We start from the raw sequence: 21,676 nt of genomic DNA, 5'->3' as shown, positions 1-21,676 counted from the left end.
AAAATTTGAGGGTTATTATATTAAAATCTTAAGGCCTCTTTTCTGGCCATTATCTCATCATACTCTTCCTTAGACCCAACGATAATGCTATCATAGTCTCTCATTCCAGTACCAGCCGGAATTTTATGACCAACAATCACGTTCTCTTTAAGACCTTCTAATGTATCTATCTTACCACTAACAGCAGCTTCGTTCAATACTTTAGTAGTTTCTTGGAAAGATGCAGCAGATATAAAAGACTTAGTCTGTAATGAAGCTCTAGTAATACCTTGTAAAATAGGGGTTGCAGTTGCAGAAATAGCATCTCTCGCCTCTACCAAAGCTTTATCGCCTCTTCTCAATAATGAATTTTCATCTCTAAGCTCACGTGGAGTGACAATTTGACCTGGCTTTAAGGTATCAGAATCACCAGCCTCAATAACGACTTTCTTCCCGAAAATACCATCATTTTCTTTGATAAAGTCATCTTTGTGTATCAATTGATTTTCTAAGAAAATAGTATCTCCTGGATCTACTATTCTAACCTTTCTCATCATCTGTCTAACAACAACCTCAAAATGCTTATCATTAATCTTAACACCTTGTAAACGATATACTTCTTGTACTTCGTTAACCAAATACTGCTGAACAGCAGATGGGCCCTTAATTTTAAGAATGTCCTCAGGAGTAATAGAACCATCTGACAATGGCATACCTGCACGAACGTAGTCATTTTCTTGAACCAAAATCTGATTAGAAAGTTTTACCAAGTATTTCTTCACTTCACCCAGTTTGGATTCAATGATAATTTCCCTGTTACCTCTTTTGATTTTACCGAAAGAAACAACACCATCAATTTCAGATACAACAGCTGGATTAGAAGGGTTTCTTGCTTCAAACAATTCAGTTACTCTAGGAAGACCACCAGTAATATCACCTGCTTTAGCAGATTTACGTGGTATTTTTACCAAGATTTTACCTTCTTTAATCTTATCACCATCATCTACCATGATGTGTGATCCAACTGGTAAGTTATACGAACGTAAAGTTTCTCCTTTTGCATCTTGAATCAATAAAGTTGGAATCAACTTTTTGTTTCTAGATTCAGAAATCACTTTTTCTTGGAAACCAGTCTGTTCATCAATTTCTACTTGGTACGTTATCCCTTGCTCTATATTTTCGTAGGCAATTTTACCTGGGAACTCAGAAACAATTACACCATTATATGGATCCCATGAACAAATCATTTCTCCCTTAGTGACTTTAGCACCATTCTTTACAAATAATTGCGAACCATAAGGAATGTTATTTGTACTTAGACTAATTCCTGTTTTAGCATCAACAACTTTTATTTCACTAGTCCTAGAAATAACAATTTCAGCAGGTTTACCATCGGCACCCTCTCCTGATACCGTTCTTAAATCTTCAATTTCAGCAACTCCTGAGAATTTAACTTCTAATTTGTTATCTTCAGAAATGTTACCTGCAATACCCCCTACGTGGAATGTTCTCAATGTAAGCTGAGTACCAGGCTCACCAATCGACTGAGCTGCAACTACACCTACAGCCTCACCTCTCTGAACCATTTTATTGGTAGAAAGGTTTCTTCCGTAACATTTAGCACAAATTCCCTTTTCTGCTTCACATGTAAGTGCTGAACGTACCTCCACTTTTTCAATAGGAGAAGCTTCAACTTTCTTAACATCGGATTCTAATATTTGTTGACCAGATTTAAGAATTAACTCTTCCGTCATTGGGTTATACACATCATGCAATGATACACGACCTAAAATTCTCTCCCCTAGACCTTCAACAATTTCCTCGTTCTTCTTAAGTGCTTGAATTTCTACACCTCTTAGCGTATCACAATCTTCTGTATTAACTATGACATCTTGTGAAACATCAACCAATCTTCTTGTTAAATATCCTGCATCTGCCGTTTTCAAAGCCGTATCTGCAAGTCCTTTACGCGCACCGTGTGTTGATATAAAGTATTCCAAAATGGATAAACCTTCCTTAAAGTTAGAAAGGATAGGGTTTTCAATAATTTCTCCACCACCTGCAGTAGACTTTTTAGGCTTGGCCATTAAACCACGCATACCTGTCAACTGACGAATTTGCTCCTTAGAACCCCTTGCACCAGAATCAAGCATCATATATACCGAGTTGAACCCTTGTTGATCCTCACGGATACGCTTCATTGCCAATTCGGTCAATTGTGCATTCGTAGAAGTCCAAACATCAATTACTTGATTATAACGCTCATTATTTGTAATCAGACCCATATTATAGTTGGCCTTGATTCCATCAACTTGCACGTTAGCTTCAGCAATCATTTCATGCTTTTCCTTTGGAATAATAATATCTCCTAAGCTAAAGGATAATCCGCCTCTAAATGCGAAATCATATCCCATTGTTTTAATCTTATCCAAGAAATCTGCCGTTGTAGGCACATCGGTAACCCTTAAAATATCACCAATAATATCACGAAGTGATTTCTTGTTTAATACATCATTGATATACCCTGCTGCTTCTGGCACTTCCATATTAAACAATACCCTTCCAACTGTCGTTGGAATAATTTTGTTTACCAATTCTCCTTCTTCATTAAAGTCTTTAGCCCTTACTTTAATACCCGCATTCAAATCAACCATTCCTTCATTGAAGGCAATTTCCACCTCTTCGTAGGAATAAAATGTAATTCCTTCACCCTTTACAATAACTTCTGGCGTTGATTTTCTTTCCTTGGTCATATAATACAGACCCAAAACCATATCTTGAGAAGGCACTGTAATCGGAGAACCGTTTGCAGGGTTCAGTATGTTATGTGAAGCCAACATTAACAATTGGCATTCTAGAATTGCTTCTGGTCCCAACGGAAGGTGAACCGCCATCTGGTCACCATCAAAATCTGCGTTAAATGCAGTACATACCAATGGGTGAAGACGAATAGCCTTACCTTCAATAAGTTTTGGCTGGAATGCTTGAATACCTAAACGGTGCAATGTAGGAGCCCTGTTCAACATTACAGGATGACCTTTCAATACATTTTCCAAAATATCCCAAACTACAGGCTCTTTCTTATCTATTATTTTCTTAGCAGATTTTACTGTCTTAACAATACCTCTTTCTATCAATTTTCTGATAACAAACGGCTTGTACAATTCCGCTGCCATTTCTTTTGGAAGTCCACATTCGAACAACCTCATTTCAGGACCAACAACAATAACCGAACGTGCTGAATAATCTACACGCTTTCCTAACAAATTTTGACGGAAACGACCTTGTTTCCCTTTTAAGGAATCAGAAAGTGACTTTAATGGTCTATTAGATTCAGTTTTAACAGCTGAGGCTTTTCTTGTGTTATCGAAAAGAGAATCAACTGCTTCTTGAAGCATCCGTTTCTCGTTTCTAAGAATTACCTCAGGAGCTTTAATCTCAACTAACCTTTTCAAACGGTTGTTACGAATTATTACCCTTCTATAAAGATCATTCAAATCTGATGTTGCAAAACGACCACCATCTAATGGAACTAATGGACGTAATTCTGGTGGAATTACCGGAATTACTTTCATAATCATCCACTCTGGCTCATTTTCTCTGTTCTCCTGAGATTCTCTTAGCGCTTCAACTACTTGAAGTCGTTTTAATGCCTCAGTCTTACGTTGCTTTGATGTTTCAGTGTTTGCCTTATGTCTTAAATCATAAGAAAGTTCTTTTAGATTTATTCTACCCAATAAATCAATTAAGCACTCTGCTCCCATCTTGGCGATGAATTTGTTAGGATCAGCATCCTCCAAATATTGATTTTCTGGTGGAATAGTTTCTAAGATATTAAGGTATTCTTCCTCTGTTAAGAAATCCATTTTCTGAATTTCCTCACCTTCATGACCCTTAGCGATACCTGGCTGAATTACTACATAACGTTCGTAGTAAATAATCATATCCAATTTTTTGGACGGTAAGCCTAAAAGGTATCCTATCTTATTAGGTAAAGAACGGAAATACCAGATATGAGCAACTGGCACTACCAAATTGATGTGACCAACACGGTCTCTACGTACTTTTTTCTCCGTAACCTCTACACCACAACGGTCACAAACGATACCTCTATAACGAATACGTTTATATTTACCACAAGCACATTCGTAATCCTTAACAGGTCCGAAAATACGCTCACAAAAAAGTCCATCACGTTCTGGTTTGTGAGTTCTATAATTAATTGTTTCAGGCTTTAAAACCTCGCCTCTAGATTCGGACAAAATTGACTCTGGAGAAGCTAATCCTATTGAAATTTTATCGAACCTTTTTACTGGGTTATTATCTTTTATTCTTGCCATAATAGCGTTCTGATAATGTTTTAATTTGTTTTACTTAATAGTCTTCAATATAAAATATTGAACTATTCCTCAAGTCTAATATCCAAACCTAATCCCTTAAGTTCGTGCATTAAAACGTTGAAAGATTCTGGTAAACCAGGCTCAGGCATAGTTTCACCTTTAACTATAGATTCGTACGTCTTAGCCCTTCCGATAACATCATCGGACTTAACAGTTAAAATCTCACGTAAAGTTGCTGATGCACCATAAGCCTCAAGTGCCCAAACTTCCATTTCTCCAAATCGCTGACCACCAAATTGAGCTTTACCACCCAATGGTTGTTGTGTAATCAATGAGTATGGTCCTATAGAACGTGCGTGCATTTTATCATCTACCATATGACCAAGTTTCAACATGTAAATCACACCAACGGTTGCTGGTTGATCAAAACGTTGTCCTGTTCCACCATCGAATAAGTAAGTATGTCCAAATCTTGGTATACCTGCTTCGTCGGTATAGGCATTAATTTGATCTAAAGTTGCTCCATCAAAAATTGGTGTTGCAAACTTCAAACCTAATTTAAGTCCTGCCCAGCCTAATACAGTTTCATAAATCTGCCCAATATTCATACGCGATGGTACACCTAATGGGTTCAAAACGATATCAACAGGGGTTCCATCTTCCAAGAACGGCATATCTTCATGACGTACTATTCTAGAGACAATACCTTTATTACCGTGTCTACCGGCCATTTTATCTCCTACTTTAAGTTTACGCTTTTTAGCTACATAAACTTTAGCAAGCTTCATAATACCTGCTGGCAATTCATCTCCAACAGATATTGTAAACTTATCTCTTCTCAAGTTACCTTGTAAATCGTTAAGTTTAATTTTATAATTGTGAAGTAAGTCAGCAACCAATGTATTTGTCTCATTATCCGTAGTCCAACTTCCGCCAACCAAGTGTGCGAAATCATCAACAGAATTCAACATTTTCATCGTATACTTTTTACCCTTAGGCAAAACCTCCTCACCTAAATCGTTAAGCACACCTTGTGAAGTTTTACCATTAACAATGGTAAATAATTTTTCAACAAGTACGTTTTTCAATTCTTGGAACTTTACTTCATATTCCAATTCAAGTTTAGAAAGCTCCTCCTTATCTTCAGAACGTTTTCTTTTATCCTTAACAGACCTAGAGAACAATTTCTTTTCGATTACAACACCTCTTAAAGAAGGTGATGCTTTTAAAGAGGCATCCTTAACATCTCCAGCTTTATCACCAAAGATGGCACGTAATAATTTCTCTTCAGGTGTAGGATCAGATTCACCTTTTGGTGTAATCTTACCAATAAGTATGTCTCCTGGTTTAACCTCGGCACCAATCCTAATCATACCATTTTCATCCAAGTCTTTCGTAGCCTCTTCAGAAACGTTTGGTATATCATGCGTAAGTTCCTCAGCTCCTAATTTTGTATCCCTTACATCTAAAGAGTATTCATCAACATGAATTGATGTGAAAATATCTTCACGAACAACCTTTTCAGAAATTACAATTGCATCCTCAAAGTTATAACCCTTCCAAGGCATAAATGCCACAGTTAAGTTTCTACCTAATGCCAATTCACCTTTCTCAGTTGCATAACCTTCACATAAAACTTGACCTTTTTTAACCCTATCACCTTTTTTTACAATTGGTTTTAAGTTAATATTGGTACCTTGATTGGTTTTCCTAAACTTAACCAAGAAATAGGTTTTCTCGTCTTCTTCAAAACTAATTAATCTCTCATTATCAGTTCTATCATACTTGATGGTGACTTTCTGAGAATCTACATACTCAATAACTCCATCACCCTCCGCATTTATCAATACTCTAGAATCGGAAGCTACTTGTCGTTCTAATCCGGTACCTACTATAGGAGATTGTGGTTTCAATAATGGTACAGCCTGACGCATCATGTTAGACCCCATCAAAGCCCTGTTTGCATCATCATGTTCCAAAAATGGGATTAAAGATGCTGAAATAGAAGCAATTTGATTTGGTGCTACATCGGTGTATTGAATATCTGATGGATCCACGACAGGGAAATCGCCTTCTTCCCTTGCAATAACTTTATCAGCATCAATAGTACCATCTTCTTTCATCGGAATGTTTGCTTGCGCAATTTTCATTCCTTCTTCCTCTTCAGCACTTAGATATGTAAAGCTATTGATATCAACAACAGAATTTGTAACCTTTCTATATGGTGTTTCCAAGAATCCCATCGGATTCACTTTCGCAAAAACTGAAAGTGAAGAAATAAGTCCAATATTTGGACCCTCCGGAGTTTCAATCGGACATAAACGACCATAGTGTGTATAGTGTACATCACGCACTTCGAAACCTGCACGCTCTCTTGAAAGACCACCAGGCCCTAGTGCAGACAATCTTCTTTTGTGCGTTATCTCTGCTAATGGATTCGTTTGATCCATAAACTGAGATAATTGGTTTGTACCAAAGAAAGAATTGATTACTGAAGACAATGTCTTGGCGTTAATCAAATCTATTGGTGTAAACACCTCATTATCACGTACATTCATACGTTCACGTATAGTTCTAGCCATACGGGCTAAACCTACACCAAACTGTGAGGACAATTGCTCACCTACAGTTCTAACACGACGGTTAGAAAGGTGATCAATATCATCAATCTCAGCTTTTGAGTTAATTAACTCAATCAAATATTTTATAATCGTTATGATATCTTCTTTAGTCAAGACTTGCTTGTCCATTCCAATATCCAACTGTAACTTTTTATTCATTCTGTAACGACCAACTTCACCTAAGTTGTAACGTTGATCAGAAAAGAATAATTTATCAATTATACCACGAGCAGTTTCCACATCTGGCGGCTCAGCATTACGTAACTGTCGGTAGATATGTTCAACTGCCTCTTTTTCAGAATTCGTTGGATCCTTTTGCAACGTATTATGAATAATAGCGTAATCAGATTGCGCATTATTCTCTTTATGCAATAGAACCGTCTTGACATCTGCATCTATAATCTCTGCAATATGCTCTTTCGCAAGAATGGTATCACGATCAAGAACTATTTCATTACGCTCAATTGAAACAACTTCACCTGTATCCTCATCAACAAAATCCTCATGCCATGTATTCAAGACTCTTGCTGCCAATTTACGCCCTAATACTTTTTTAAGACCGGCATTAGAAACCTTAACCTCTTCAGAAAGGTCAAATATCTCTAATATATCCTTATCACGTTCAAAACCTATAGCTCTAAACAACGTAGTAACCGGTAATTTTTTCTTTCTATCGATATAGGCATACATTACGCCATTAATATCAGTAGCAAATTCTATCCAAGAACCTTTAAAAGGGATTACCCTAGCAGAATATAATTTAGTTCCATTTGCATGGAATGATTGACCAAAGAAAACCCCTGGTGATCTATGCAATTGAGAAACAACAACTCTCTCAGCTCCATTAATAACGAAAGTACCACTTGGTGTCATATAAGGAATAGTACCCAAGTAAACATCTTGTACTATAGTCTCAAAATCCTCATGTTCTGGGTCGGTACAATACAACTTTAAACGAGCCTTTAATGGAACGCTATACGTAAGACCGCGCTCAATACATTCTTGAATGGAATATCTTGGTGGATCTATGAAATAATCTAAAAACTCCAACACAAACTGATTTCTAGTATCAGTTATTGGGAAATTTTCCATGAAGGTATTATATAGACCTTCATTACCTCTTTCATCTGATTTAGTCTCAAGTTGAAAAAAGTCTTGAAAAGATTTAATCTGAATATCCAAGAAATCCGGATAATCAGGTGTGTTTCTTGCGGAAGCAAAGCTTATTCTTTCAGTCTGATTTGTGAACATCTACGGACAGTGTTTTGATCGTGAGTACTAAATGGGCTGTATACTTCTTCATATACCTAAATCTATAAAAAGGCTTAGGTCTAAACGCAAAAAGCGAAAAGACCTAAACCAAAAGTATTATGGTTGTTGCTATTATTTAAGCTCAACTTCTGCTCCAGCTTCTTCCAATGATTTTTTGATACCTTCTGCTTCATCTTTAGAAACAGCTTCCTTAACCGCTTTTGGTGCGCTATCAACAATATCCTTTGCATCTTTCAAACCTAAGCCAGTTAATTCCTTAACCAATTTAACCACTGCTAACTTAGAAGCACCAGCTGCTTTCAAAATTACATCAAATTCAGTTTGCTCTTCAACAGCTTCACCACCATCAGCACCACCACCAGCGGCTACTGTTACAGCTGCTGCTGCTGGCTCAATACCGTATTCATCTTTTAATATATCAGCTAACTCATTTACTTCTTTAACTGTTAAGTTAACTAATTGTTCTGCGAAATCTTTTAAATCTGCCATTTTCTATCGTTTAATAAAATTTTAAAATATACTTAGTTTATAGTGCGTACTTATCTTTCAGATAATGTTTTAAGGATTCCAGCCAGTTTTCCACCACCAGATTTAAGTCCAGATATAACATTCTTGGCTGGGGATTGTAACAATCCAATAACTTCACCAATCATATCTTCTTTAGACTTAATGCTAACCAAAGCATCCAAGTAATCATCACCTATGTAAATTGATTCTTGTACAAAGGCTCCTTTCAATAAAGGTTTATTAGATTTCTTTCTAAAATTCTTTATTAATTTTGCAGGAGCATTGGCAACCTCTGAAAACATTAAAGAGGTACTCCCCTTTAATACATCGGGTAGTTCACCAAATTCTTTATCCGAAGCCTCCATTGCTTTTGCAAGCAATGTATTCTTAACTACTGCCAGTCTTACATTCGCTCTATAAGCAGCTCTTCGTAAATCTGAAGTAGCACCGGCATTCAAACCGGAAATATCTGCTAAATAAATCGTGGGACTATTAGCCAACTGCGTAGTCAAATTTTCTATAACCGTTGCTTTCTCTTCTCTTGTCATACTTATAATTTTTAACTAGCAGTTCGTTATACTGACTTTGGGTCTAATTGTAAACTTGGACTCATAGTACTAGACATGAAAACACTTTTCATATACACACCCTTTGAGGCGGTAGGCTTCATTTTGTTCAAAGTATCCAACAACTCCTTAGCATTTTCTTCTATTTTATCAGAAGAAAAAGAAGCTTTACCTATCGCAGCATGTACGATACCAGTTTTGTCTACTTTAAAATCAATTTTACCAGCCTTTACTTCAGATACAGCCTTAGCCACATCCATAGTTACCGTACCCGTTTTTGGATTGGGCATTAAACCTCTTGGCCCTAAAACACGTCCTAAAGGTCCTAATTTACCCATTACGCTCGGCATAGTGATAATTACATCAACATCCGTCCAACCGTTTTTGATTTTTTCTAAATACTCATCCAATCCAACATAATCAGCACCAGCTTCAAGTGCTTCTGCTTCTTTATCTGGGGTTACTAAAGCCAAAACTTTAACATCCTTACCAGTTCCATGAGGTAGTGTAACCACACCACGCACCATTTGATTTGCTTTTCTTGGATCTACACCCAAACGAACCGCTAAATCAACAGAGGCATCAAATTTTGTATTGGTTATCTCTTTAATTAAAGCTGAAGCCTCCACCAAAGAATATAATTTATCCTTCTCTATTTTGGAATGCGCTTCCTTTTGCTTCTTAGTTAACTTTGCCATTTAATTGCTTTTAAGATTTTAAAAAGGTTTCTTACCTGCTACCTTCATACCAATAGAACGGGCAGTACCCGCTATCATACTCATAGCTGATTCTACAGTAAATGCATTAAGGTCAACCATTTTATCATCAGCTATCGCCTTGATTTGGTCCCAAGTAACACTACCCAATTTTACTTTGTTAGGTTCGCCAGATCCTTTTTTAATCTTAGCCGCTTCCATTAACTGAACTGCCGCTGGTGGTGTTTTTACAACAAAGTCGAAAGACTTATCTTTATAAACGGTGATAACAACTGGTAAAACTTTACCTGGTTTATCCTGCGTACGAGCATTAAACTGCTTACAGAATTCCATGATGTTAACACCGGCAGCACCTAAGGCGGGTCCAACCGGTGGCGACGGATTCGCTGCACCTCCCCTAACTTGTAGTTTAACTACTTTACCTATTTCTTTTGCCATTGTTTAAAATTAAATTAAAAGTGTGTTCGCGGAAGCAACACTACTTTTATTATGTATGTAACACTTATTATTATACTTTCTCTACTTGCATATAACTCAGCTCTAATGGTGTTTTTCTTCCGAAAATTTTAACCATTACCTCTAACTTACGTTTTTCTTCATTTATTTTCTCAACAGTACCATTGAATCCATTAAACGGACCATCAATAACTTTAACTGTTTCACCAAAAACAAAAGGAATAGCTACACTATCAGTATTAACAGCTAACTCATCAACTTTCCCAAGCATTCTATTCACTTCATTTTTCCTTAAAGGAACAGGATCTCCTCCTTTAGTTTCCCCTAAAAATCCGATAACATTTGTGATAGATCGAACAATGTGAACCATTTCACCACCCAAATTGGCTTTAATCATAATATAGCCAGGGAAATAAACTCTTTCTTTATTTATTTTCTTTCCATTTCTAATCTGAACTACCTTTTCTGTAGGAACAAGAACATCTTCTAAATAGTCAGAAAAACCATGACGCTCAACTTCACTTTCAATGTATCCTTTGATTTTATTCTCTTGACCACTGACCGCCCTTACAACGTACCATTTCTTTTCCAATACTTCTGACATAGAGCTCCTATTAGTTTAAGACGGTGTTGAAATATAATTTAATCACTTTACTAAAGACCGTATCTACACCCCAAGTAGCCAAAGCAAAAAGTATAGAAAACACAGCTACAATAACCATCAAGTTCGATGACTCTGCACGTGAAGGAAGAGTAACATTGTTCCTTAACTCTTCAACGGATTCTTTTATATATGTGAACATTTCAATTCTATTTTACAATTTCAACAAACGAGACATATAATCTCAAATTCATTCTGCACGGGAGGAGAGACTCGAACTCCCGACACCTGGTTTTGGAGACCAGTGCTCTACCAACTGAGCTACACCCGTATGAATTGATGGATTTAAAACCACCTATTCTATTATTTGCATGTAAAGGTGTACCGCTTGAGCAGGACACCCTTATGTACAATATTATTTAGATTGAATTAATCTATAATCTTTGTTACTTGACCAGCACCTACCGTTCTACCACCTTCACGGATAGCGAAACGCAAACCAACACTTAATGCGATTGGCTGAATCAATTCAACAGTAATTGTAAGGTTATCACCAGGCATAACCATTTCAACTCCAGATGGAAGTGAAATATTACCAGTTACATCCGTTGTTCTTACATAAAACTGTGGACGATAGTTATTATGAAATGGCGTGTGACGCCCACCTTCTTCTTTTTTCAATACGTAAACCTCTGCTTCAAATTTAGCATGCGGCTTAACAGAACCTGGCTTACAAATTACCATACCACGGCTAATTTGAGCTTTTTCAATACCTCTCAACAAGATACCTACATTATCTCCAGCCTCACCTCTATCTAATATCTTACGGAACATCTCAACCCCAGTAACTGTAGAGTTCAATTTTTCAGCACCCATACCAATAATCTCAACTGCATCACCAGTATTAGCAACACCAGCCTCTATACGCCCTGTCGCAACAGTTCCACGACCAGTAATTGTAAATACATCTTCAACAGGCATTAAGAAAGGCTTCTCAACAGCTCTTACAGGTAGCTCGATCCAACTATCTACAGCTTCCATCAATTCCATAACCGTATCAACCCATTTTTGCTCACCGTTCAATGCACCTAATGCAGAACCAGCAATTACAGGACCATTATCACCATCGTACTCATAGAAAGAAAGCAATTCTCTTATTTCCATTTCAACAAGCTCGATTAATTCCTCATCATCAACCATATCCACTTTATTCATGAATACAACCATTCTAGGAATACCAACTTGGCGACCTAAAAGGATATGCTCACGAGTTTGTGGCATTGGACCATCTGTAGCGGCAACAACCAAAATAGCACCATCCATTTGAGCAGCACCTGTAACCATGTTCTTTACGTAATCCGCGTGACCAGGACAGTCAACGTGAGCGTAGTGACGATTAGCAGTAGAATACTCTACGTGTGAAGTGTTAATAGTAATACCTCTTTCCTTTTCTTCTGGAGCGTTATCGATAGAATCGAAACTTCTCATTTCAGAAAGACCTGCATTTGCCAAAACAGTTGTAATAGCAGCAGTTAATGTAGTTTTACCGTGATCAACGTGTCCAATAGTACCTATATTTAAGTGCGGTTTGGAACGGTCGAATTTTTCCTTTGCCATGTTTAATGAATTTTAATCTTAGTTTATATTAGTGTACAAATTTATACCTTAATTGAGCCAATGACGAGAATTGAACTCGTGACCTCTTCCTTACCAAGGAAACGCTCTACCCCTGAGCTACACCGGCGTAAAGTGTTGAATCCATCTTCAATAAGACAGATTCCTGCCTTCGCAGGAATGACATTTCTGTCAAATTTATAGAGCGGGAGACCGGGTTCGAACCGGCGACATTCAGCTTGGAAGGCTGACGCTCTACCAACTGAGCTACTCCCGCTTATAAAATTACAATATTTCAACTTAAAACTCCTAACTTAAAAGTTTAGTGGGGAGAGCAGGATTCGAACCTGCGAAGACGTAGTCAGCAGATTTACAGTCTGCCCTCGTTGGCCGCTTGAGTATCTCCCCTCAAACTAATATTTTAAGAACTTAAGAGCCGATAGAGGGACTCGAACCCACGACCTGCTGATTACAAATCAGCTGCTCTAGCCAGCTGAGCTACATCGGCTTATTTAATCACTTTTTCGTTGTAAAAAAAGCCCGCTATTTCTAACGGACTGCAAATGTATAGAATTATTTGTTTATTTAAAACAAATTTTAAATTATTTTTATCAAGCTTGTAATCTTAATTTCTCCTTTTGCTTTATCAATCTTCTTTCCAGCGAATTACAAGCTGAATCTACCGCCTCTTCAAATGATTTACATTGTTTTTTAACAACAAATTTATCTTTAGGTACATTAATCTTTATCTCAGCTATCTTATTAGCCTTAGAACTTGTGTTTTCAACCTTTAAATAAACATCAGAACTAATTACTTTTGAATAAAAGGTTTCTACCTTGTCAAGCCTGTTCTGTAGAAAATCAATCAACTTACTATCCGCATTAAAATTTACCGTTTGTGTATTCACCTTCATAGTCAGAAATTTTATGGCCTAAATGATTTTGGCCTGATTATACAATTAGCACTTACTACCTCTTGGATGCGCACTAGCGTGAACTTTTTTCAATTCTGCAATGCTATTATGGGTATATACTTGAGTAGACGCTAGACTTGAATGTCCCAACAACTCTTTAACCGAATTCAAATCAGCACCCTCATTCAAAAGATGCGTAGCAAAGGTATGCCTAAGAATATGTGGACTTGTTTTTACTTTTGACGACACCACTCTAAAATACTTATTTATTACTCTATAAACAAGAGTTTCGTATATTTTATCACCCGATTCCGTAAGAAAAACATAGTTCTCAGCCTTTATCTGGCTTAATGCTTTTCGCATCTTCAAATAATATTCAAATTTAACTTTGGTTTCCCGTAACATAGGTATCAGCCTTTCCTTATTACGCTTACCTAGAACTTTAATTGTCATTGCTTCGAAACTAATATCAGACACCTTAAGCTGTATCAACTCAGCTCTTCTCATACCGGTCGCATATAGCACGTGAATCAAAAGTTGATCTCTACACCCTTGAAAATTATTAGTATATTCAATTGCCGCAAGCACATTCTGCATTTCTAATTCTGAAAATGGAATCTCAACTTTTTTTGACGTTTTCAAGGCCTTATGCTTAAGTAAAGGATTCACCTCTAGCACCTCTATTTTCTGAAGAAACTTAAAATAAGCCTTGAGGGATGAAATCTTTCTATTAATAGATCGATTGTTTATCTCCGCATCAGACAGCCTAACAATCCAACTACGTATAAAACTATACCCTACTGAATCAATGTCAGCGACACCGCCTTCTATTCTACAAAATTCACTAAACTCAAGGATATCTCTTTCATATGCTTTGGTAGTATGTTTAGAATACTTTTTCTCTAGTGATAAATACAATGTGAATTCTGATACTAACATATTCTAAAGGTATCAAAGTTTTATCTCACTTGGGATATAAGCAAAAAAAATCCCGCTATTTGCGGGATTTCTATTTCATTTAAACAAAATTTAGATTTCTTCTTGATCTCTTAGACCTTGAATATATTCTGCTTTTTGTATCTGTGCTCTTCGAACAACTGATGGCTTATTGAACTGCTGACGCTTACGCAACTGTCTCATCGTACCTGTCTTATCGAACTTACGTTTGAAACGCTTTAAAGCTCTATCGATGTTTTCTCCTTCTTTTATTGGTATAATTAACATGGGCTACAACCTCCTCTCTTTATGATTAAAGATGCAAATATAACAACTATATCCAATTGAGCAACCTATAATCGAATTTTAAAAAACTTTAATTACCTTATCTTAAACCGTAGCTGATTTATACTCCTTTTTATCAATGATAATCTTAGCTATTATCTCTCTAAGAATCTCCGAAGTTCCACCACCTATAGGTCCTAATCTACTATCTCTGAAATTTCGGGCCATAGGATAATCTTCTATATACCCATAACCACCCAAGAACTGCAAACATTCGTAAGCAACCTCATCTGCCATTTTCGTGGATTTCAATTTAGAAATTGTCGCCTCCTTCACAACATACTGGCCTTTATCTAAGCGATAAGCAACAGAATAATTGTATTCTTTGCACATATCAATATCCCCAAACAAATCTGCAACTCTATGTCGCAAGGCTTGAAATTGATTGATTGTTTTCCCAAAGGCTTCTCTTTCTGACATATATTTAAGTGCATATTCTAGAATATGTTCTGATCTAGCATGTGCATTAATACCCATTATCAATCGTTCCAACGAGAAATGCTCCATGATATATGAAAAACCCATATTCTCTTTACCCATAAGGTTTTGAGCAGGTATTTTCACATTATCAAAAGCCAATTCGGCAGTATCGGAAGCACGCCACCCTAATTTATTTAACTTGTTTGCTGTTACGCCTTCACTTTGCCGATCTACGACAAAAATGCTAATTCCTTTATTCCCTAATTCAGGTGCTGTCTTAGCTGCTACAATCATATAATCGGCATAAACACCGTTTGTAATGAATGTCTTTGAACCATTCAAAATATAGTGATCACCTTCTCGAACGGCGGTTGTTCGCATTGCAGCAACATCACTTCCACCAAAAGGCTCAGAAACACAAAGACAACCTATTTTATCCCCATCAACACTTGGACGCAAATACTTCTCCTTGACAAATGCATCTGCCTCCTTGTTCAAGTGAGTCATCGCTAAATAAGCATGCGCCCAAATTGCAGCAGCAAAACCGCCTGAATTTACCTTTTGTAATTCTTCTAATAGGATAACGGTATAAAAAAGATCTAGACCTAAACCTCCGCTCTCTTCTGGAGTAGCTAAGCCAAAATAGCCCATATCCCCAAATTTCTTCCAAATAAACCTTTCAATTGTTCCATTAGCTTCCCATTTATCAATATGGGGAACAACTTCTATTCGTAAAAAGTCTTTCAAGCTTTCTCGAAACAGTTGATGCTCTTCAGTGAAGTACATACTTTGCATAGCGTTTTTTTTAGAGCGACAAATATAAACCAATTCTCTCAATTCGTTCTGGAGGAAATCCTTCAATATTTATCAATTCGCTCAAAGAATTGATACTTCCGTTGAGATTACGATAATTTACTATACGTAGAGCTACTTCTTTTTGAAGATATATCAATTTTGATAATTCTTCTGCCGTTGCAGTATTCACATTAATCTTTATAATTTCAGGCTTACTTACCACCTTAAATTGATTTAATGCACGCTTAACCACTTCTTCATCTAAACCATAAACTTCATATAATTGGTCATCCACCAAAAATCCGCCCAATCTATTCCTGAATTTTATAATTCTTGCGGATAGCTTCTCCCCTATGCCGCTTACACGTTGTAATTCTTCTGCAGAAGCACTATTCAAATCTATCCACTCTACTGACTTTGGAATGAAACGTCCTTTTTTTACAATACTATTTTTATTGAATTTGTAAGTAGGCCTTTTAGTCCACTCTGGAAATTTAAAATAGGGTGAAATAAACTTCAACAATGAATCTGAAACACTAGTAACTTTTTGAAATTCTTCTGCAGAATTAACGAATTTCTCAGAAGCCCTAAAATCATGCAACCTATCAATTTCAGCAATCGACATGCCTAACGTATACCCTTTGTAATCGGATATAAAATTTGGGTTAAACGGATATATTTTTATCGTATTATTTTTTATTGAAGCCTGTTTCAGTGAATCAATTTTATGCTGGTCAACTTCATTAAGAGTTAATGGATAGGATTCGTTGAATTTATTTGCATTATATAAAAAGTAACCTAACTGAATGGTTATAAGGATAAACAGTAAAAAGAAAATCCCACTTCGTTCTTGCTTATTGAACTTGAAGTGGGATTTAATATTTTTCAAAACATCTAGTTTTTAATAGACTTTTTTGATTGCCGATAAATATCTTTCAAAACTTTTCTTCACCTTAGGGAAAAGTATAAGTAAACCAATCATGTTTGGGAATACTAATGCCAAAATCATTGCATCAGAAAACTTAATTACAGCATCTAAGGTAGCTGCTGCTCCAATTACAACGAACATCAAGAATAATACTTTATAAGTGATATCTGCTGTTTTACCTCTTCCAAACAAATATTTCCAAGATTGAAGTCCGTAATAAGACCAAGAAATCATTGATGAAAAAGCAAATAGAATTATTGCAATGGTAAGCACATATCTAAAACCTGGTATTACAGAATCGTATGCCATTGAAGTTAAATCAACCCCTCCAACATAAGCTCCGGTTTCATTCAATAGAACAGTACTTCCAATACCATTACCATATTCAAATGCACCTGCATCCATGTTGAAAAATATAATAACCAAAGCTGTCATTGTACAGATTACAACCGTATCAATAAATGGCTCTAATAATGCAACAATACCTTCACTTGCGGGATACCTTGTTTTAACAGCAGAGTGAGCAATTGCCGCAGAACCTGCACCTGCCTCATTAGAGAAAGCAGCTCTTTGGAAACCAACTATAATTACACCAACAAAACCGCCTAAAGCAGCATCTGGAGAAAAAGCACCTGAAAAAATTAACTCAAAGGCATCTCCTATATATTTAAAGTTCGCAAAAATGATAACCAAAGAGGCCAAAACATATACCCCAGCCATAAAAGGAACAATCTTCTCTGTAACACTTGCTATTTTTTTAATTCCACCAATGATTACAATTCCCACTAAAATAGCTAGAATAACACCGATGATAACACCCGTCGCTCCACCTTCTAAATTCAACATAGAAGTCAACTGTACCGTAGCTTGATTAGATTGGAATGCGTTACCCCCTCCAAATGATGCTCCTACACAAAGTATGGCAAACATTCCGGCAAGAATCTTGCCCAAAACTTTCATGTTATTTTCGCTGAGCCCCTTAGACAAATAATACATAGGTCCACCATATACTGTTCCGTCTGGACCGACATCTCTATACTTGACTCCTAATGTACATTCTACAAATTTTGTAGACATTCCAATCAAGCCACAAACAATCATCCAAAATGTAGCTCCAGGACCACCTAATGCAATTGCTACCGCAACACCTGCAATATTACCAAGACCTACCGTGCCAGAAACTGCGGTTGCCAATGCTTGGAAGTGACTAACTTCCCCCTCTTCACTTTCATCACGAATGGTATCTGGTATATCTCCATCTTCGGTCATGTGTAATTCAACCTTTTCCAAACCATACTTCTCGATTTCCTCATATTTCCCTCGAACAACGTTGATTGCCAAAGGAAATTTAGTAATACCTGGAAACTTAAAATAAATTGTAAAAAAAGTTGCTCCGGCAACTAATAAAATCAGCACTATTGGAATATCATAACCAGCAATGGGTATAGGTGTCAATACCGTGGCTTCCCACCAGGTTGCAAATGGCATAAAAGCATCATTTACTTTTTCGTCTAAACCTTTTTCTTGCGCAAAGGTTAAATATGGTAGTAAAAATGATAAAAAGGTCAGAAGTTTATACTTCATAGTTTTCAAATTTATTATTGGATTAGTTAGTTAGTCTAGCAATATCTTAAAAATAATGGATGCAATCAAATATATAAGCTATAAAGATTATTATTCGATATGGAACATTTTGTTTAATTTTTTAATTTGTTCAGGTCTACCTAAAACAATAACCTTACTCTTTGGCTGTAGTTTAAAATCAGCTTCTGGATTTATAGTATAATTACCATCCGGGGATATATACCCTATTATTGTACAGCCTGTTTTATTACGTAAGTCCAAATCTCTGAGTGAGTTACAATTAGTATGGTTTGAGAAATCTTCTATGGATAATTCCTCTAAATTGGTTGTATTCTCACCTTCCATTGAAAGTTTATCCATGAAAGTTATAAGGTCTGGCATCACAACCAAAGACGCCATATGGTCCCCTCCTATTTTATCTGGCATAATGACCTTATTTGCACCAGCTAAAAATAGTTTCTTCTGTGAAGTCACCAACGAGGCCCTGCTAATTATAAATAAATCCCTTTTAAGTTGTCTTGCAGATAAAACAACAAAAAGATTCGCCGCATCATCAGGTAAGGTAGCAATTAAGTATTGAGCCCTTTCAATACCTGCCCCTAACAAAACATCATCATCATTAGCGTCGCCTTCGATAAATAACACCTCATCGCCGTATCGCTCAATTACCTCCTTATCCTTTTCAATGATTACAAACGGTTTTTTATAGGCTTTTAATTTTTCTGCTGCTTGCATACCATTTCTCCCAAAACCACAGATTATAACATGCTGATCCAAATTTTCAATGAGATTTTTCATTTTTTTCTTCTTTAATAATTGCAATGAATTTCTACCAAGCATATACTCTGTTATAACAGAAATAGCGTAACCGAATATAAAAACGCTGGTAACGATTAAAACAACGGTAAAAATTTTCCCTTCTGGCCCCATAGGTCGTACCTCAGAAAAACCAACCGTTGTGACCGTTATTATAGTCATGTAAAAAGCATCGACCCAAGAATAATCGGATATCATCCTATAACCAAACACACCAAATGCCAACACCATAAGCATTAAGGCCAATGCCAAATATATCTTAGACCGAAATAAGTTTATCATAAATTACAAATCAAAAACAGAATTTCGTTTGGTATATATTAAATCTTTAATTCTTAACCAGAAAGCTAGAAAAAGATAAAGTGCAAAACCAAAACCTACCGTAACAAAAGTGAGGTATATAAATGATGTTCTAACTACCCTAGCCCTTATACCTAAACGCTCGGCAATTCTACCACAAACTTCGAATCCTCTTTTTTGAAAGTAGTGTAATAAGTTATAGAATACATTCATGACGTATAAAATTAGACTTTTAAATTGATTAAATGTGCACCTATGGCACAATCTAAACATTTGTCTTTGTCGCAATATTCAGTATATAACTGAAGAAATGATTGAGATGCCTTTGCTTCATTAATTTTACTACCCAACTTGCTATAATTCGATATAATTCTATTCTCTTCATTTTTAATTTTGACCATTGTCTTAAATAACGACTCATTATCTTCAGTACCTTTATAACGTTGGTAACAAAATTTCAGTGGAATTATAGTATTAATCAAAACTAAATCTAAAAAGGAACTTGAAATTTTCTTTGAAACCTTTTTAGAATTTTTACCGAAATTGTAATGAGACTTCCAATATTCACTTGTTCCTAAATTAAATATTTCAGAAAAATCTGGTTTATCCTGTTCAATTAATAAATGAAATAAATTGTTATTTGCTCCATAAATTTCAGATAATTGTGCTAATCTAATCGTTGGAAAATTTGAAGGTCTTAGTCTAAAAAATTCTGGGGATTTATAGGGTTGAGTAAGCTGGTATTTATTTTTCAAAAATGAATACTCCCCTTTCAAGTCTTTATAATATTGGTCCATTTCTAAATCTTCATTTAAAAAACCTGCCTGCCCCATTAATAAACTTTCTAGCGCCAATGTTTGTAGATGAAGTTTTCTGATAATAGAAAAATGAATAGATTTTCCTAATTCTAAGAATGCCTCGCCATTTATCTTAGAACCAAAGTTTTTCAAGAGCATTAAAAACAACACATGCTCCCAATCATTATTCGTATACTCAAGCAATTGATTAATAAAAACCGATTTTTGCTCCAATCGTTCTACATAAAGCCGGTCTAACCAATTATTCTTCACAAATTCATCAACTTGATTAAAGTCCTTTTCACAATTGATGAATTTATAATTTCTAGCATCAAATAGGGTTTGATAGGTTTCAAGTAGTTCTACTGAGATATATTGTTTTAAGGATAGCGTAGGAATCTGAGTTCCGTCTTTTCTAAAAACTGAGACATCGTCATCCCAAACTACATGCAGTATCACATTATCATAGTTTGAATCTTTTTGATGATTATGTGCATACCAGTCTGAAGACTTTATATGAATTTCCACATTACCAGCCCATAATTGACCGTTGAGTTCAACTTTTCCATTAAAAAAGTCAGGCCCACTTAATTGATTATGAATGCCTGATGATTTTACATTTATAGTTTCACCTGTTGAAGTGGTAAGACCATTCACCGGATACTTTCTGTACTTCCAGACATAATGCAGTAAATCTTCTCTCATGCCCTAAATGTAAAAAACCCGCTATTAAGCGGGTATAATTTTAAAAGAAAAATACTAAGCTGTCTCTCCTTCCCAATTCATAAAACCACCTTGTAGGTTATAGGAATTTTCAAAACCGACACTTTTCATGATAGCACAAGCTTGACCACTTCTATTACCAGATCTACAATAGACATAATAATTTTTGGATTTATCAAGTTTCTCCAATTCGTTTATAAATTCCTGACCTTTATAAATATCTAGATTGATAGAATTAGGAATTATTCCGTCTTCAATTTCCTCATTTGTTCTAACGTCAAGAATAACAGCATTAGAATCCTTTTCTAATTGCTCTTCCCAAACTTGTTGTGATAAATCTGCCATAGTACTTATATTAAGAGGTAAAAATAATCGATTTTTTTTAAAATAGAATTCCTGTCAAATTTTAACAAAAAATTAATCAACTAAAATTAATAATAATTAAA

19 protein-coding genes and 5 tRNA genes are annotated in these 21,676 nt (G+C 35.9%); all 24 read right to left on the bottom strand.

Annotated features, from left to right (window positions below; translation table 11 throughout):
- Positions 1 to 20: 20 nt before the first annotated feature.
- The 24 genes from rpoC to ES765_RS06270 all read right to left on the bottom strand — a co-directional run bounded on the left by rpoC (position 21) and on the right by ES765_RS06270 (position 21,575).
- Positions 21 to 4,319, bottom strand: a complete 4,299-nt coding sequence (gene rpoC / locus ES765_RS06385) for a DNA-directed RNA polymerase subunit beta' (RefSeq protein ID WP_138112378.1) — start codon at positions 4,317 to 4,319, stop codon at positions 21 to 23.
- 62 nt (positions 4,320 to 4,381) lie between these two features.
- Positions 4,382 to 8,191 (bottom strand): DNA-directed RNA polymerase subunit beta, encoded by a 3,810-nt coding sequence (gene rpoB / locus ES765_RS06380; protein WP_138112376.1) that lies wholly within the window; start codon positions 8,189 to 8,191, stop codon positions 4,382 to 4,384.
- A 132-nt stretch (positions 8,192 to 8,323) separates the two neighbouring features.
- The gene (gene rplL, locus ES765_RS06375) at positions 8,324 to 8,701 is read right to left on the bottom strand and encodes a 50S ribosomal protein L7/L12 (protein ID WP_138112374.1); all 378 of its coding nucleotides are present in this window, start codon (positions 8,699 to 8,701) and stop codon (positions 8,324 to 8,326) included.
- Positions 8,702 to 8,751: 50 nt separating this feature from the next.
- Positions 8,752 to 9,267: a 50S ribosomal protein L10 gene (gene rplJ / locus ES765_RS06370; protein ID WP_138112372.1), complete on the bottom strand. Its 516-nt coding sequence runs from the start codon at positions 9,265 to 9,267 to the stop codon at positions 8,752 to 8,754.
- Positions 9,268 to 9,293: 26 nt separating this feature from the next.
- Entirely contained in the window at positions 9,294 to 9,983 is a 690-nt protein-coding gene (gene rplA / locus ES765_RS06365; RefSeq protein WP_138112370.1) for a 50S ribosomal protein L1, read from the bottom strand.
- An 18-nt stretch (positions 9,984 to 10,001) separates the two neighbouring features.
- Positions 10,002 to 10,439 carry a 50S ribosomal protein L11 gene (gene rplK, locus ES765_RS06360; protein ID WP_138112368.1) on the bottom strand — a complete coding sequence of 146 codons (438 nt, stop codon included), beginning with the start codon at positions 10,437 to 10,439 and terminating at the stop codon, positions 10,002 to 10,004.
- 70 nt (positions 10,440 to 10,509) lie between these two features.
- Positions 10,510 to 11,061, bottom strand: coding sequence for a transcription termination/antitermination protein NusG (gene nusG / locus ES765_RS06355; RefSeq protein WP_027067855.1), 552 nt, complete (start codon positions 11,059 to 11,061; stop codon positions 10,510 to 10,512).
- Positions 11,062 to 11,071: 10 nt separating this feature from the next.
- Positions 11,072 to 11,260 carry a preprotein translocase subunit SecE gene (gene secE, locus ES765_RS06350; RefSeq protein ID WP_091627321.1) on the bottom strand — a complete coding sequence of 63 codons (189 nt, stop codon included), beginning with the start codon at positions 11,258 to 11,260 and terminating at the stop codon, positions 11,072 to 11,074.
- Positions 11,261 to 11,316: 56 nt separating this feature from the next.
- Positions 11,317 to 11,389 (bottom strand) — tRNA-Trp (locus tag ES765_RS06345).
- A gap of 98 nt (positions 11,390 to 11,487) precedes the next feature.
- Positions 11,488 to 12,675 carry an elongation factor Tu gene (tuf, locus tag ES765_RS06340; RefSeq protein WP_138112366.1) on the bottom strand — a complete coding sequence of 396 codons (1,188 nt, stop codon included), beginning with the start codon at positions 12,673 to 12,675 and terminating at the stop codon, positions 11,488 to 11,490.
- A 55-nt stretch (positions 12,676 to 12,730) separates the two neighbouring features.
- Positions 12,731 to 12,802: transfer RNA gene (locus ES765_RS06335), tRNA-Thr, on the bottom strand.
- A gap of 74 nt (positions 12,803 to 12,876) precedes the next feature.
- Positions 12,877 to 12,949: transfer RNA gene (locus ES765_RS06330), tRNA-Gly, on the bottom strand.
- A gap of 49 nt (positions 12,950 to 12,998) precedes the next feature.
- Positions 12,999 to 13,080 (bottom strand) — tRNA-Tyr (locus ES765_RS06325).
- A gap of 26 nt (positions 13,081 to 13,106) precedes the next feature.
- Positions 13,107 to 13,180: transfer RNA gene (locus ES765_RS06320), tRNA-Thr, on the bottom strand.
- 103 nt (positions 13,181 to 13,283) lie between these two features.
- Entirely contained in the window at positions 13,284 to 13,586 is a 303-nt protein-coding gene (hpf, locus tag ES765_RS06315) for a ribosome hibernation-promoting factor, HPF/YfiA family (RefSeq protein ID WP_138112364.1), read from the bottom strand.
- A 45-nt stretch (positions 13,587 to 13,631) separates the two neighbouring features.
- The gene (locus tag ES765_RS06310) at positions 13,632 to 14,525 is read right to left on the bottom strand and encodes a tyrosine-type recombinase/integrase (RefSeq protein WP_138112362.1); all 894 of its coding nucleotides are present in this window, start codon (positions 14,523 to 14,525) and stop codon (positions 13,632 to 13,634) included.
- Between the two features lie 90 nt (positions 14,526 to 14,615).
- A complete protein-coding gene (rpsU, locus tag ES765_RS06305; RefSeq protein WP_138112360.1) occupies positions 14,616 to 14,810 on the bottom strand; it encodes a 30S ribosomal protein S21 in 195 nt (64 codons plus the stop codon).
- Between the two features lie 102 nt (positions 14,811 to 14,912).
- A complete protein-coding gene (locus tag ES765_RS06300; protein WP_138112358.1) occupies positions 14,913 to 16,082 on the bottom strand; it encodes an acyl-CoA dehydrogenase family protein in 1,170 nt (389 codons plus the stop codon).
- A 10-nt stretch (positions 16,083 to 16,092) separates the two neighbouring features.
- On the bottom strand, positions 16,093 to 16,971 hold the full coding sequence (locus ES765_RS06295; RefSeq protein ID WP_138112355.1) for a ComEA family DNA-binding protein: 879 nt from the start codon (positions 16,969 to 16,971) through the stop codon (positions 16,093 to 16,095).
- 12 nt (positions 16,972 to 16,983) lie between these two features.
- Positions 16,984 to 18,594, bottom strand: coding sequence for an alanine/glycine:cation symporter family protein (locus ES765_RS06290; protein ID WP_138112353.1), 1,611 nt, complete (start codon positions 18,592 to 18,594; stop codon positions 16,984 to 16,986).
- 90 nt (positions 18,595 to 18,684) lie between these two features.
- Complete coding sequence (locus ES765_RS06285) at positions 18,685 to 19,692, bottom strand: potassium channel family protein (protein WP_138112351.1); 1,008 nt, start codon at positions 19,690 to 19,692, stop codon at positions 18,685 to 18,687.
- A 3-nt stretch (positions 19,693 to 19,695) separates the two neighbouring features.
- Positions 19,696 to 19,923 (bottom strand): PspC domain-containing protein, encoded by a 228-nt coding sequence (locus ES765_RS06280; RefSeq protein WP_138112349.1) that lies wholly within the window; start codon positions 19,921 to 19,923, stop codon positions 19,696 to 19,698.
- 11 nt (positions 19,924 to 19,934) lie between these two features.
- Complete coding sequence (locus tag ES765_RS06275; RefSeq protein ID WP_138112347.1) at positions 19,935 to 21,212, bottom strand: DUF2851 family protein; 1,278 nt, start codon at positions 21,210 to 21,212, stop codon at positions 19,935 to 19,937.
- A gap of 54 nt (positions 21,213 to 21,266) precedes the next feature.
- Positions 21,267 to 21,575 carry a rhodanese-like domain-containing protein gene (locus ES765_RS06270; RefSeq protein ID WP_138112345.1) on the bottom strand — a complete coding sequence of 103 codons (309 nt, stop codon included), beginning with the start codon at positions 21,573 to 21,575 and terminating at the stop codon, positions 21,267 to 21,269.
- Between the last annotated feature and the right edge of the window lie 101 nt (positions 21,576 to 21,676).

Source organism: Maribacter sp. ACAM166 (assembly GCF_005771495.1).
Lineage (GTDB): Bacteria > Bacteroidota > Bacteroidia > Flavobacteriales > Flavobacteriaceae > Maribacter.
This window is presented reverse-complemented; position numbering and strand designations above follow the sequence as displayed.